Origin of the sequence: Leptothoe sp. PORK10 BA2 (assembly GCF_034932105.1) — a bacterium.
Lineage (GTDB): Bacteria > Cyanobacteriota > Cyanobacteriia > Phormidesmidales > Phormidesmidaceae > Leptothoe.
In genome coordinates, this window is sequence record NZ_JAYGIG010000133.1 from 1 (window position 1) to 14,034 (window position 14,034).

A 14,034-nucleotide genomic window follows, 5' to 3' on the forward strand; every position below is an offset into this window, starting at 1 on the left:
CGTCGCCTCCCAGTCTGCTTTTGGAACCTTAATACCCGCAATTTCGATGGCTTCGCTCATACTCACAACTTAGCAAAGATTGAAGCACTGACACCCTAAGTTTTCTTTAACTTCCTGGGACGGTTACTTAGATTCGGACCTAGAATTTGACTTTTCGACCGATCATTTTGAGCGGTGACGGATGTTAAAACTGGTCCTATGACATTAAGTCGCCACGAAATAAAATTATCGACCAAGAGTCTGTAACTGGATCTAGACCTTTTGGGGTGCTGGGTGGATGGCCCATCGTTTAGAATGCAACCCTGGCTTAGCATTCTGTGAGTTCGGTGGCCCATGTTCCGATGGCAATTTTTACGACAATTTCTACTCCGAGCCACGGTGGGCGGTGTCCTATGTTTAGGCAGTTGCAAGGCACCGGGGACGATGCCACCGAGTCCGATGGACAGTCGTTCCGAGGCGACCATTCCGATCACCCTGTCGGCGGCGGCGAGTCTGCAGGATGTTCTGATTCCCCTCGAGGCCGCGTACCAAGATCTGGAGCCAGCAGTCGAGATTACTTACAATTTTGGGTCGTCGGGTTCCCTGGCTCAACAGATTATCCAAGGAGCTCCGGTGGATGTGTTTCTCTCTGCCTCCCCAGAGTGGCTCGATACCCTGGAAACCCAAGGGCATCTACTACAGAATTCCCGGCAGGCCCTGGTGAACAATTCGATGGTGTTGGTCGTACCCCACGATCCTCAGGGCCAAACGGTTAATGGTCAGACGGTCACTGGGTTTCAGGATCTGTCTCGGGCGCATCGCATTGCCATGGGTGAGCCGGAGAGTGTGCCCGCTGGAGCCTATGCCCAGGAAGTGTTGATGACGCTGAACCTGTATGAGGGTCTCAAGCCCAAGTTAGTCTTTGGCAAAAGTGTTCGCCATGTGTTGGCCTATGTGGAGACTGGAAATGTTGATGCGGGCCTAGTGTATGGGACGGATGCGTTGATATCCCAGCGGGTTGAGGTGGTGGCGACGGCCCCTGACCATAGTCATTCGGCCATTACCTATGGAGCGGCTGTGGTGAATGGCCGGGCCCAGACGGCGGCGGCCCAGGACCTGGTGCGGTTTCTGGGTAGCGCTGCGGCGTTAGACATTTTTGAGCAGCATGGGTTTGTTGCGGTGGAGTCGGACGGTTGAGTAGAGCGTTTGAATAGGGCAAATGACACAATCAAGGGTGCCCCCGTGAGTTTGTTCCTATGCCCACCGATCTGTCCCCCCTATGGATTTCTCTGAAAACGGCCTTTGCGGCCACTTTGTTGGCGCTGAGCCTGGGGGTGATGGCCGCCCGCTGGGTATTGGGGCATAAAATGCGGGGCCTGCTGGACGGCATCTTTACGTTACCCTTGGTGCTGCCTCCTACGGTGATGGGTTTTTTGTTGCTGTTACTGTTGGGCCAAAATAGCCCAGTTGGTCAGGGGCTGAAGGCCCTGGGGATTTCCTTGATTTTTACCTGGGCAGCCACGGTGATAGCGGCTACGGTGGTGGCTTTTCCATTGATGTATAAGACGGTTTTGGCGGCGTTTGAACAGATTGATCCGGCGGTGGTGAGTGCAGCTCGTACCCTGGGGGCAACAGAATGGCGATTGTTTTGGCAGGTGCTGTTGCCCCTGGCTTGGCCGGGGATTGTGGCGGGAATTATTCTCAGTTTTGCTCGGGCTCTGGGGGAATTTGGGGCCACTCTCATGGTGGGGGGCAGCATTCCTGGGGTGACCCAGACGATGCCCATTGCCATCTTTTTTGCGGCGGAAGCGGGCAAGATGGGGGTGGCGTTGGCCTGGGTATTGTTGATGGTGGCGATCGCGTTGGGGGGCATGGGGGTAATGGTGCACATCACCAGCTCTAGCCAGAGGCAACGGCATTATGGGTGGATAAAACGGTGGTTCGACTGGGTTTATTTTGGGACCGACCGGGCAAAAATGGCAGATTTTCCAACCCGGCAGAAATGGTCAGACCGTCCCCTAGAGCCTGAATTGTTAGTGGATCTGGAGAAACCGTTGCCGGGGTTTTCCCTAGCGGTGGGGTTTAAGGCTCAGGCCTTGCCCCTGGGGGTGTTGGGGGCTTCGGGGGCGGGAAAAAGTATGACCCTGCGGTGTATTGCGGGGTTGGAGACGCCGAGGCAGGGCCGCATCGTGCTGAATGGTCGGGTGCTGTTTGATGGGGCGACGGGGGTGAATGTGGGGAGTTGCGATCGCAACATCGGCATGGTGTTCCAAAACTATGCCCTCTTTCCCCACCTCACCGTGGCCCAAAATATTGCCTTTGGCATCCAGCCCGGCCAGCCCCGCTCTCCCCTCGTCCACCAATGGCTGGACATGCTCGAACTGGCGGGCTTGGACCACCGCTATCCCCACCAGCTCTCGGGGGGGCAGCAGCAGCGGGTGGCCCTAGCCAGGGCGCTGGCTAGATCGCCGGATATTCTCCTGTTGGACGAACCCCTATCTGCCTTGGATACCTATCTCCGCAGCCACCTGGAAACCCTACTCCACAGGGCTCTCTCCCAATATGGCGGCGTCACCCTATTCGTCACCCACAAGCTAGAAGAAGCCTACCGCCTCTGTCCCAATCTGTTGGTCCTGGCCAACGGTCAGATTGCCGCCGCCGGTACCCGAGAAGACATTTTCCATCATCCCCCCACCCTGGAGGTGGCCCGAGTCACCGAATGTAAAAACTTTTCCCAGGTCCGCCTGTGCCCAGAGCAGGGCTCAGACCATTATTCTGTCGATGCCCTAGACTGGGGCTGCAGACTCCAGGTGACTACACCCCCGCCAGCAGATGCGGGCCACATCGGTGTGCGGGCCCACCATATCCAATTTCCCTCGGATCTGGAGCCTACCAATACGTTTCCCGGCTGGTTAGCCAGGGCCAGCGAAACCCAGCATCGGGTCACCCTCTATCTCAAGCTCCATGGCCCGCCCAATTCTCCCCAGGACTATCACCTGCAAGCGGAAGTCTACCGCGATCGGTGGCAACAGCTGCAACAGCAGCCCCTGCCCTGGCCCATTCAGCTGCCGCCTCCAGCGGTGATTGTCATGCCCCGTTAATAGCTAGGTCTCCCAGGTCTCCCTATACTGAAAACTGTTCATCTCCCCAAAATTCACCCCCCAGCAGATCTAATGCCCACCCTCACCCACGATCGGGATGCCTTTAGCCAAGGGAAACCTCTGTGGTCCCGTGGAATCGCACAACCCGCTGTTGAATTTGGTCCCATCCCCTTGTCCGTCATCGCCGGGCAGGTGCCTGCCGATTTACACGGTAGTCTCTACCGCAATGGGGCCGGCCAGCTGGAGCGGGCCGGTCAGCTGGTTGACCATTGGTTTGATGGCGATGGGGGCATCCTGGCCATTCACTTTTCCCAGGGTGGGGCAACGGGGCTATATCGCTATGTCCAAACCCAGGGGTTGCAAGCAGAGGCTGCCGCTAACCGCTATCTATATCCCGGCTATGGTAAACCGGCCGCCGGGCCATTCTGGCAACGGCTGGGGACCCAGCCCAAAAATGCGGCCAATACCTCCGTCCTCGCCCTCCCCGACAAACTGCTCGCCCTTTGGGAAGCGGGCAATCCCCATGCCCTGGACCTAGACACCCTAGACACCGTCGGCTTAGATGATCTGGGCAGCTTGTCACCCCATCAGCCCTATTCCGCCCATCCCAAAAGGGATCCCCAGACGGGGGACATTTATAACTTTGGGGTGGTGTTGGGGCGGCGCAGTTATATTCAGCTGTATCGCAGTGATGGGACGGGTCAGATCCGCCAACAGGGTCAGATTCCCCTGCCTCGGACCACCTTAGTCCATGATTTTGTTCTGGCCGGTCCCTATCTTGTTTTCCTAGTCCCACCTGTGGTTTTATCCCTGTGGCCCATTCTGTTCCAGAACAAGGGCTTTAGTGATGCCATGGGGTGGCGGCCCCAGTACGGCACCCAGGTGATTGTGGTGGATCGTCAGACCCTGGAAGAAGTCTCCCGTTTTGAAACTGATCCCTGGTTTCAGTGGCACATGGGCAATGGTTACCAGGGGGCCGATGGAGCGGTGGTGATTGACTATAGCCGCTACGACAACTTTGATACTAACCAGTGGCTGAAGGAATTTGTCACCGGACATCCCACCACACCGGCCACAGGGCGATTATTTCGACTGCGGTTGGATGCGATCGCATCCAACATCCTTTCCAACGAACCCCTATCTGACCTGGAAGGCGAGTTTCCCATTGTCCCGCCCCATGCGGTGGGTCATCCCCACGATGCTCTGTTTTTCTGCCATAAGTCTCAACCCAAAACCGAAGAATACTTTGACGGCATTGGCCGGTTAGACCCGAACAGTGGTGCTCTGGACCTGATGACGTTTGCCCAGGGTTGTTATCCCAGCGAGCCCACCTATGTGGCCAAGGCCCAAGGCTCTGGTTGGATTCTCACCGTTGTCTTCGATGGTCATCGGGACCAAAGTACCCTCCAGATTTTGTCAGCGGACAATTTGGCGGCAGGCCCCGTCTGTGTTTTAGCCCTGCCGGAAGTCATTCCCTTTGGCTTTCATGGTACTTGGCAATCCAAACCGTCAAGCAATAGTTAAAAACTCGTCGATGATCAGGGTTCTGAATCGATTTTTGCGAAAATTTAGCCCATCAATCCCAAGTCATGAATTTGTTGCTTAACGGTCCCTTGGCACCTAGCTATGGGTGCCAAGGCCGCCGCTGCACAGTTAAACTACCCGTCCTTTAGCCAACCAGATCTGAGTATTCACAGGAGACCTGGCTTGGGTCAACATCGCTTTAAGTTGATCCCCTTCCAACACATCTTCCGTCAACAGGGTTTGGGCCATGGAGTCCAACAGATCCCGATTCAGCATGAGTACGGATTTAGCCACCCCATGGGCTTGATGAATGGACTGTTTGACCAACCGATCAATCTCTGCTGCCACCTCGCCACTCATGGGACGGCGGGTGGTATCGCTGCCGAGAAACTCGGACTGGGTCTTGGCAAAGGCAATGGGCCCTAGGTCTGGGGCCATGCCATACTGGGTAACCGCCCGCTCCGCCAGGTCCGTCGCCTTCTGAATGTCGTCACTGGCCCCGGATGATACTTTGCCAAACACCACTTCCTCTGCGGCCCGACCGCCCAGTAGGGTGGCCAACTGCCCCCGCAGTTCATCCTCTAGCATCAGATAGCGGTCTTCCTCCGGGGTTTGCATGGTGTAGCCCAGGGCTCCTTTCCCACGGGGAACAATGGAGATTTTGGAGACTTGGGTGCCACCGGGCATGAGGGCTCCGACAATGGCATGGCCCACTTCGTGGTACGCCACGGTTTTGCGCTCGATGGGGGAGAGAATGCGCGATCGCAACTCTAATCCAGCCACTACCCGCTCCATGGCTTCTCTAAAATCGGCCATGATGACGGCCTGACGGTTATGGCGGGCGGCCAGGAGGGCGGCTTCGTTGATCAGGTTAGCCAGGTCGGCCCCAGTGAAGCCTGAAGTTTGGGTTGCGATCGCGCCCAAATCCACATCCTTCGCCACCAATACCCCTTGAGCATGCACCTTTAAAATCTCCAACCGACCACTGCGGTCCGGCCGATCCACCAGTACCTGACGATCAAACCGGCCCGCCCGCTTCAGCGCAGGATCTAAAATCTCAGGTCGATTGGTCGCCCCGATGAGAATTACCCCGCTATCGCCATCAAACCCATCCATTTCCGTTAGCAGCTGGTTGAGGGTTTGTTCCCGCTCATCATTGCCCCCATTGGGATTGCCCCCACTGCGAGACTTCCCAATAGCGTCTAACTCATCAATAAACACAATACAGGGAGCCAGCTTCTTTGCCTTATTAAACAGATCCCGAACCCGAGAGGCCCCCACCCCCACATACAGCTCCACAAATTCTGACGCCGCCACGCTCAAAAATGGTACATTAGCCTCACCCGCAACGGCCTTAGCCAACAAGGTTTTACCCGTTCCCGGTGGCCCCACCAGCAGCACCCCCTTAGGCAGCTTTGCACCAATCTTGCGATACTTAGCACCATCCTTCAGAAAATCCACCACCTCTTTAAGTTCTTGCTTAGCCTCATCCACCCCCGCCACATCGGCAAAGGTAACAGCCGTTTTCTCACCCTGTCTGGTTCTAGTCGGGGTAGGGCTATAGGTTCTCGCCTTAGTTTTACCCGTCCCCATCGCATCAGCACCAGGACTGGTTTTGAGCAACCAAGCCAGAGTACCCATCAGAGCTCCACTGGACAGCAGCAATGCCATTAAGCCCGCCACAGCACCAGTGTTATCCACCGGAGCCACCACATCAACCTGATACCGGCGCAACAGGGCTGGAATATCATCGGTATTGTCCGCTGGCCTAGTGGTGTAGAAGCGCTTAAATCCAAAGTCAGGCTTGAGGATATAGTCAATTCGCTCAGGCCTGAGCGTCACCCGCTGCACTTTCTGAGCTTTTACCTGCTCTAAGAATGTACCGAAGGTGACGTGGGAAATAGTTGCTGTCTTCATGGGTGTTGTCTCTTACTGGGCTGCTCAACAACCCAATTATGTCCGGATACATTTTCAGAAAAAAGGTGAGATCACCCCACCCCCCGCCAGCCATTTTATCAACTCAAAAGATTCCCGTACGGCTCTCCCAACCCATTCGTTCGGTTTACCCCAGGCATGAGTTCCCTATACCCACAACAAACCATCACAACAGTGTTTAAACCGAACCAATCCGGAGGATTACCCCCCTTAACCAAGTCCAGTTTGAGAATCAAAGTCCCTCTCCCCCCGGGAGAGGGATTTAGGGTGAGGGAAATTTTAGGTTCTAACCCACCCTACAGGCAGCAAGCTAAACCCCCAGCCCCTCTCCCAGAGAGCGCCCACAAAGCGTCTCCAAAGGAGACAGCATCAAAGTCCCTCTCCCCCCGGGAGAGGGATTTAGCGTGAGGGCACCCCCAGATCTCCAGCTAGACAAGCCTTAAAAACATCACAGATCAGTTCAGCCAATTGGCCCATAACCATAGTCCATCCAGGATCTCCCCCGCAGAATGCATGGACTTTGCCGGATGGGTTTCCCGAACCACCGATCAAGATAGACCACAAAAACCCTACAAACTGTGCAACAAGCTCAACAGCCTCTGCCTAAGGCTCAGCAAATTTATCCAGGTTACTCAGCCCAAAACCTTGTTGCATAACCTGCGGGAAACAAAAACAACACAGCTAGGGAATGTTGTGTTGGAATAGAAAGGCAAGAGTAATGTTGTTGGTCCTCGGAGAGATTTTCAATGCCACGTTCCAACCGTCGCAAGCCTCAGAGAAAGAAAGAGCAAACACAACTACAACGATCATTTCAATCCTTAACCAAACCATGGCCCCAACCATGGCCCCAAAAATTGTCTACCCATTGGCCAAGTAAACCATGGCCCCCAACCCAAGAGCCCACCTGGAGCTTAGTGGCCGCCGGTTGGGGGTTGGCCGCTTTGGGGCTGCTACTGTTTATGGGCACAAAGGTTCAAGCTTCAGCCTCCGATCCCCAATCTGAATGTCAGCAAATTATTCAGTCCAATGTCGTCCTGTCCCGTGAACAGTTGGCCGAGTTGCTCACCATTCCTGAGCGCTCCGCTGAGCAGCGTTTCCCCTACTTTTTCAGTGGCAACGGTAAGCAGCGTTTCGAACAAGACCATCGGCACATATCAATTTTTTCTGTCCCAATTATAGGCCCGTTTCTTTTTGCTACGTCAAGGCCGGATATGGGCTATTATCCACAGTTTCGAAGGGCGCAGGCATTGACGACCCAGGGAACTATGCTTTTTCACCGACGGTGACTAGGTATAGGGCCGCTTCCGTTTCACCATCAATCCCTAATAATTCATTCAGGGGATCATCCAAGAAAGCCCCAATGCCGCATACCCCTAGCCCCAAGGCTGTAGCAGCCAAATATAGATTCTGTCCCAGGTGGCCTGCCTCCATGAGAACATAACGATAGGTGCGCTCGTGATATTTCCAGCGGGTGCGTTGAAAAATACCTGAAACAACAAAACAAACCTGAGCTTCACCCAGAAAATCTTGACTCAGACCAGCTTTAATTAATGGCTGGCGCAGATCGCCAGCTTTTACCAGTTCTAACTGGTGGGTTTGGATGGCGTGGTGATAGAGACCTGGTTCTAAACCATCTACTCGGTGGACAATGGGATAAATCTCTAAGGGATATAGGGCTCCAGATGAGGGCACTGTGCGAAACTCTCGTTCATCCCAGGTAATTCCTTGGGTGAGAAACAGTAGCTGGGAAAGTTGGCGCAGAGCCATCTGACGCTGGGTGTTATACCGACGATGTGAGCGTCGACTGGTGATGGTGACAGCTAAGTTTAGAGCTGTTATTGATGCCAGATCGGCAGACTCAACCTTAGGTAAATCTATTTTCTGGACATCTGGATAGGTCTTGTAGAGGGAAGGTACTTGGCCCCAGTTGAGCACAGTGGCAATAGTCTCGCCATAGCCTGGTTGGCTCCACTTGTGGTAGAGCAGGCCAATATCTTGATTACTCTCGGAGAGATTAACGGTGTCACGAGGGGGGACAAAATGATCAAAGCCGATGCCAGTGGCGATGGCCAGCATAAACAACAGCAAATTCCGTCGTCCGTTGCTTGGGGAGATAGATTTCGGAACGGTAGACGATGGTTGGTCTGTAGTCTGAAGAGTTATGGGTTGCTGAGTGCTGTTTTTAACGGATAATGGCCCAGAACGTTCTCGAAAACGATTACGTACAAAGGCTTTGACCCTTGCCCAGGTTTGAATGAGGTGGGTAGAAGCTAGGGCCACCCAAAAGTACCCTACCTGACTGTGAAAGCCAAAGTGATGCAGCCCCATGGTATCGGCGATCAGCCCAGTGATAAAGACATAGAGGCTACTGCCCACCAGCAGGGTAATCACCACATAGTCAAGATCGCGCCGTTTTACTAGTGCCATAGGCCCTCACAAGGTAAGCATTTTAGAAAGAAAACTAACTGGCTGAGACTTTCGTTCTTTTTCACGATAGCGAACCAAAGCTTTTTCTATAGCGTCAGGTGCAAGCCCTTAATAGGTTCGGATGTTTCCCCTATCGTCCTGGGAACGGCTTGCTTACACTAGGAAAAACGACTGGGTGAAAGGCAATGGTGCAGTTGAAACGATGGCAGTGGGTGGTGCTGGCCCTGCCCCTAGTGGCCGTCGTGGTTTTTATCATGATTTTGGCTGGCTTTCAGCTGCGTAGCTGGGGGCTCACCTGGGTATGGGCCGTGATTTTGCTAGTGTTTGTGGGTTGGCGGTGGCTGCTGGTGCACTGGACTAAACCCCGTGAAATTGACCGCATTGTCACCGCTATCAAGGCCGAACTCACCTCAGTGACCGCCAATGGTGCGGACAATCAAGCCTTAGAGACATCATTGCAACCCATTTTGACAGAGGCCCGTGAAGACCCGCCCGTATGGGATGACTGGGCAGCTTTTTGGCAACGGTGCCAGAGCATTGTGGCCACAGTGGCCCACCACTACCACCCCGAGGTGAAGTATCCACTGCTCAATATCTACGTCACCCAGGCCTATGGACTGATCCGGGGGACGGTGGATGATATGGACCGGGCCATGACCCAGTTGGCTCCGGTGCTAAACCAGGTCACCGTGGGCCAGGCCTATGAAGCTTATGAAATCTACCGCAAGCTGGAACCTTCCATGGGGAAACTGTGGCGGGCCTGGAGCTGGGCCCAGTGGTTAATGAACCCAGCGGCGGCGGCGGCGAAGATGGCCAGCCAGAAAATCAGCACCCAGGCTAACCAGCAATTATTAGTTAACCTCAGCCAGCTGCTGCGGGAAACGGCCCTGCGCAATTTGGCCCAGCAAACGGCCACCCTCTACGGGGGGGATACCCTACCGGCGATTTTTGCCACAGACCAGGCTAAGGCGTCAGAACCAGGGGCCAAAACCGCTACGCTCCAATCCATTTTAGCCACCGCTACTCCTGCTAAAACCGTTGAACAAAAGCCGGTTTCCTTGATGTTGGTGGGGCGGACGGGGGCAGGGAAAAGTAGTCTGATCAATACCTTGTTTAAAACTGAGTTGGCGGAGGTGGATGTATTACCCAGTACGGATAAAATCCGTCAGTACCGCTGGCAGCTGGACACTGGGGAAGTGTTGAACCTGATTGATTCCCCTGGTTACGAACAGATCGAGCGGGGGGATTTTCGAGATTTGGTCCTGGACCAGGCGGCTAATGCAGACTTGTTGGTGCTGACGACACCAGCCCTGGACCCCGCATTGCAAAGTGACAAAACCTTTTTGCATGACCTAAAAGCCGCTGAGCAGCATCCTCCCACGGTGATTGCCCTCACCCAGGTGGATCGCCTGCGGCCGGTGCGGGAATGGCAACCGCCCTACGATTGGCAAACGGGACAGCGCCCCAAGGAATCTGCCATTCGAGATGCCGTCGCCTATCGAGTAGAGACCTTGGGACAATCGGCTGGGACCGTGGTGCCTCTGGTTACATATGATGGGGACAGGGCGGCTTGGAATGATGAAACCCTGGCCCTCAAGCTAGTGGAAACGTTGGGAAATGCAAAACAATATCGGCTGGCCCGATTTCTCACGAATCAAACAGCTCTGGCCAAAGCGGCGGCTAAACTGATTGATCAATACACGTTCCAAATGACCACCACCCAGGGGGTGACCGAACTGCTCAAGAGCCCTATCCTGCGTTACATCTCGCGGATGATGACGGGCTCAGATCTATTGGCAACGGTACTGATGGAAAAAATCCCGGTGGAGCAGGTGCCGGTGGTGATCGGTAAGCTGCAGCTGGCCTATGACCTGTTTAACCTATTGGCCAAGGAGGAGAGCACCTTTGACCTGGCGATGCTCTGGCCCACGTTACTGAATAATGATGCTCCACCAGAACACAATGCTTGGGCCTTTGGCCATGCCCTGACGGCCTATTGGCTGGGGGAGACGACGCAGTTGGCTAAGGCGTTTGAACGGTACTTGCAAGCCTATGGGGAAAGGAAAAAATAATGTTAGCTACGGCATACGGGTATTCAATATGCGCGTTGTTCATGAAAAATTGATTTATCTTTAATGTCCTTGAACTAAAGAATATATGAAGCGTCAGTTTAATTCGCTACAGTATGGGTAGCAAATGTGAGGATTTATTCATTTTTGCCCACATCTACCAACCCATATTCGTTCAACTTTAGGAATGGCCTAGGCTTTTCCCATCAGGGTGCGACTTAAATTTCACATATAAATTGTATTGCATAAGTAATTTACTGTTAAGTTCTTATGGGTCCCATTGGGCAGCCATGTCTATTGTGGTCCGATGAATCTAGCGATGTTGTCAGCCCTGTCTGCCAGCTCCAAATATCCATGAGGTGTCAGTTAATCATCATGGGTGACCCATGGTACTTGTTGACTATATAAATAATCGAATAATTGTGGGAGAGATAATCTCAAATGAGATAGCTCATCTTTCAGGCGTTATCAATCCACTTGTTAATATCTAGGAATGTTATGTATGAACAGTTTGAAATAACTTCTTTTTTGCATAAAGTTATTTCATCTTCTCAAAATGGGCGAGTTAATATTATTGGGAAAGATGTCGAATGGTGTCTTGATATTGTTGATGAACGATTATTGTTTGCTGCCCACTCATTACAGTACCTGACAGCATTGGAAACAATATTACCCAAGCTGGGTTATGAGTCTGCATTGCCTGTCTATTGGCGATTGATCCGCTCGGATTTATATAAACACAGATCGGAGAATAGAGGTCAGGAAGCCCTCAACTGGACTTGTAAAATGGTGATGGCCTTGGTGCGGTATGAGGCCCTGACTGTTCCCCAGGCTGAAAATACGTTGGCTATGTTAGGGGAGGATGCGGTTGAATCTCTTTTGGGTTTGGAGTTGGCAGCGGTAACCTGGCATTCCATGCCTGGGGACCTATGGCCTACCACCACCCCTGGGGTAGATATTGTTTCTCTGCTTGAGCGTGTCACTGACCGGTTAGGAACTTGGCAGTCTGTTTGCGATCGCATCATCTCGCCCCACCAACGCCCCTATTGCGACACCCCCGAGGACCTATATCAACCGGTACCCGAAGGCCTCCTCTCGCACTCAATGTTAACCGCCCTGGCCCGGCTAATGCAGGGGGCCAGTATTCGGCAGTTGGCCCAAGCGATCAAGCAAGATGAGGTAAAGTTAGCGCAGCTCCTTTACCCCTATATTCAGCATCGGGTGATCAAACTTTGGCCACCGGTCCAACCCCTGGACCGATTACCCTGGCTACCAGCAGCAAAGCAAAGGCAGTCCACCCTGGCCCCAACAGCCAATGTGTCAGCTTCAGCCACCACCAGTCGACTGGTCACCAACAGCTCACAACTGGGTAGTGGAACACCCTCTACCAGCAGTTATGATTCAGGCGCTAACGGTTCATCAGCACCTCGCTCCCCAGAACGGGTCCACATATCGGACTCCAGTATTTTGGGGCGACGCCCATCTACGGAGGCACAATCTCGCTATCTGATTATTTGCATTGACGATAGCCAGGCCATGTTAGATCAGATTGATAGTTATCTAGACCCGGAACGTTTTGTGCTCAAAACGGTGATTGATCCCGTGGCCTCGGTTTCAAAAATATGTGCCATGAAACCGGATCTGGTACTGATGGATGTTTCCATGCCCAGTATTAATGGCAATTCTTTCTGTCAAATCTTAAAACGTAGCTATATGTTCAAAGATGTTCCTATCATCATGATCAGCAGTAATGCCAGTCCTTTAAGCAAGGCTACGGCAGAATCTTCAGGGGCAACTGACTATCTAGAAAAACCATTTTCCAAAGCACAGCTGATGCAGGTTTTAGAAACTTATTTAGAAATTGAACGTTCTATTTAATTAAAGTCCGCGCCACCAATTTCTCTAACAAATTCTCTTGGCAAAGCAGTTACTACAATCATAAGGTATCGAACAAAATGGTTAAAAGAATCTTGGTGATCGATGATGTTAAGTCTGAGTTGGACTTGCTCAGCCACTACCTTGAACAGGCCGGTTATGTGGTAACGGGGATCGAAAACGGATTAGAAGTGTTTGACAAGGTTAAGGCCGATCGGCCTGATGTGATTGTGACAGATCTGGTAATGCCTGATATTACCGGGCTAGAACTCTGTCGCAAACTCAAGAAAGACCCTGATACGGCCAATATCCCCATTGTTGCTTGTACGACCAAAGGTCGCAAAATGGATCAAAGCTGGGCAAGAAAACAAGGTGTAGTTGGCTATGTCGTCAAACCCTGCACCGCTGAAGAGCTGGTTGAGGCAGTAAGATTTGCCTCGATGTAATTTGAACATTGGCCAGGTTCAGAACAAGCGTTTCTTCTATCGAGAAACGCTAAATTCAACTTGGATGTGATTTGATGCCCTATAGTCACCTTTTTCATGGAAACCCCAGCTGTACAAATGACTCAGACGCTGAAGCCAACAGAACGACTGCAGCAGCTTTTACCTGAGTTATTTAATCCTCAACCTGTTTCAGGTGAACAGTTTCTGCGACTGCAGCTCACCCCAGACTTAACCATTGCTCTGGCCTTGAGTTGGGTTGAGGAGACCCTACTGATTTCTCCTCAGTTGGTTACACCAATACCGAATATGCCGCCCCATGCATTGGGATTGCTCAGTTCAAAGGGACAAGTTTTTTGGGCGATCAATCTGGTGCAGCTGTTAAATTTACCCATGGTATTAGAACCGTCTCAATATTATGAGGTGGTGGTGATTCGCACATTGCCTGGGGAAACAGACCAAAATATGGGTTTCCAAAGCACTCTGTTTCTGGGCCTAGTTGTGCCTAAAATCAAGGGTTCGATCCGATTGTCACTGGAGGATATTGTTTCTCCAGTGAATGAAGTGGAGATAGGTTTGCAGCCCTATTTGAGTGGCCAATTGGTTGTAGATGGTCAAACGATTCTGGTATTGAGTGCTGAGGCCATCGGCACATCTCAAATGTCGATGCCGGGTTAATTC

General features: G+C 52.7%; 10 protein-coding genes. 8 read left to right on the forward strand and 2 right to left on the reverse strand.

The genetic code is table 11. The features are described 5' to 3' along the window. The first annotated feature begins 333 nt into the window (after window positions 1-333). The 3 genes from modA (at window position 334) to VB741_RS21410 (ending at window position 4,604) form a co-directional block, all read left to right on the forward strand. Window positions 334-1,176, forward strand: a complete 843-nt coding sequence (modA, locus tag VB741_RS21400; RefSeq protein ID WP_323367242.1) for a molybdate ABC transporter substrate-binding protein — start codon at window positions 334-336, stop codon at window positions 1,174-1,176. Between the two features lie 59 nt (window positions 1,177-1,235). Then, window positions 1,236-3,080 carry a molybdate ABC transporter permease subunit gene (modB, locus tag VB741_RS21405; RefSeq protein WP_323367243.1) on the forward strand — a complete coding sequence of 615 codons (1,845 nt, stop codon included), beginning with the start codon at window positions 1,236-1,238 and terminating at the stop codon, window positions 3,078-3,080. 72 nt (window positions 3,081-3,152) lie between these two features. After that, entirely contained in the window at window positions 3,153-4,604 is a 1,452-nt protein-coding gene (locus VB741_RS21410) for a carotenoid oxygenase family protein (RefSeq protein WP_323367244.1), read from the forward strand. Window positions 4,605-4,733: 129 nt separating this feature from the next. On the opposite strand, the gene ftsH is transcribed toward VB741_RS21410, so the two are convergent. Continuing rightward, window positions 4,734-6,521: an ATP-dependent zinc metalloprotease FtsH gene (ftsH, locus tag VB741_RS21415; RefSeq protein WP_323367245.1), complete on the reverse strand. Its 1,788-nt coding sequence runs from the start codon at window positions 6,519-6,521 to the stop codon at window positions 4,734-4,736. Window positions 6,522-7,285: 764 nt separating this feature from the next. Here ftsH and VB741_RS21420 point away from each other — a divergent pair. Next, on the forward strand, window positions 7,286-7,825 hold the full coding sequence (locus VB741_RS21420; protein ID WP_323367246.1) for a hypothetical protein: 540 nt from the start codon (window positions 7,286-7,288) through the stop codon (window positions 7,823-7,825). On the opposite strand, the gene VB741_RS21425 is transcribed toward VB741_RS21420, so the two are convergent. Next, the gene (locus VB741_RS21425) at window positions 7,803-8,966 is read right to left on the reverse strand and encodes a SagB/ThcOx family dehydrogenase (RefSeq protein WP_323367247.1); all 1,164 of its coding nucleotides are present in this window, start codon (window positions 8,964-8,966) and stop codon (window positions 7,803-7,805) included. The two genes, VB741_RS21420 and VB741_RS21425, sit on opposite strands and share 23 nt — an antisense overlap. Before the next feature lie 185 nt (window positions 8,967-9,151). Between VB741_RS21425 and VB741_RS21430 the strand changes: the two genes are divergently transcribed. The 4 genes from VB741_RS21430 to VB741_RS21445 all read left to right on the forward strand — a co-directional run bounded on the left by VB741_RS21430 (window position 9,152) and on the right by VB741_RS21445 (window position 14,031). Then, the gene (locus VB741_RS21430; RefSeq protein ID WP_323367248.1) at window positions 9,152-11,038 is read left to right on the forward strand and encodes a GTPase family protein; all 1,887 of its coding nucleotides are present in this window, start codon (window positions 9,152-9,154) and stop codon (window positions 11,036-11,038) included. Between the two features lie 783 nt (window positions 11,039-11,821). Then, window positions 11,822-12,913, forward strand: coding sequence for a response regulator (locus VB741_RS21435; RefSeq protein ID WP_323367249.1), 1,092 nt, complete (start codon window positions 11,822-11,824; stop codon window positions 12,911-12,913). Between the two features lie 77 nt (window positions 12,914-12,990). Continuing rightward, window positions 12,991-13,356, forward strand: a complete 366-nt coding sequence (locus VB741_RS21440; RefSeq protein WP_323367250.1) for a response regulator — start codon at window positions 12,991-12,993, stop codon at window positions 13,354-13,356. 96 nt (window positions 13,357-13,452) lie between these two features. Further along, on the forward strand, window positions 13,453-14,031 hold the full coding sequence (locus VB741_RS21445) for a chemotaxis protein CheW (protein WP_323367251.1): 579 nt from the start codon (window positions 13,453-13,455) through the stop codon (window positions 14,029-14,031). The last annotated feature ends 3 nt before the right edge of the window (window positions 14,032-14,034 follow it).

Coding starts and splice junctions, on each gene's coding strand:
- VB741_RS21425 (WP_323367247.1), bottom strand. CDS start 8,966: ATGGCACTAGTAAAACGGCGCGATCTTGACTATGTGGTGATTACCCTG.
- VB741_RS21430 (WP_323367248.1), top strand. CDS start 9,152: ATGGTGCAGTTGAAACGATGGCAGTGGGTGGTGCTGGCCCTGCCCCTA.
- VB741_RS21445 (WP_323367251.1), top strand. CDS start 13,453: ATGGAAACCCCAGCTGTACAAATGACTCAGACGCTGAAGCCAACAGAA.
- VB741_RS21420 (WP_323367246.1), top strand. CDS start 7,286: ATGCCACGTTCCAACCGTCGCAAGCCTCAGAGAAAGAAAGAGCAAACA.
- VB741_RS21435 (WP_323367249.1), top strand. CDS start 11,822: ATGGTGATGGCCTTGGTGCGGTATGAGGCCCTGACTGTTCCCCAGGCT.
- modA (WP_323367242.1), top strand. CDS start 334: ATGTTCCGATGGCAATTTTTACGACAATTTCTACTCCGAGCCACGGTG.
- ftsH (WP_323367245.1), bottom strand. CDS start 6,521: ATGAAGACAGCAACTATTTCCCACGTCACCTTCGGTACATTCTTAGAG.
- modB (WP_323367243.1), top strand. CDS start 1,236: ATGCCCACCGATCTGTCCCCCCTATGGATTTCTCTGAAAACGGCCTTT.
- VB741_RS21410 (WP_323367244.1), top strand. CDS start 3,153: ATGCCCACCCTCACCCACGATCGGGATGCCTTTAGCCAAGGGAAACCT.
- VB741_RS21440 (WP_323367250.1), top strand. CDS start 12,991: ATGGTTAAAAGAATCTTGGTGATCGATGATGTTAAGTCTGAGTTGGAC.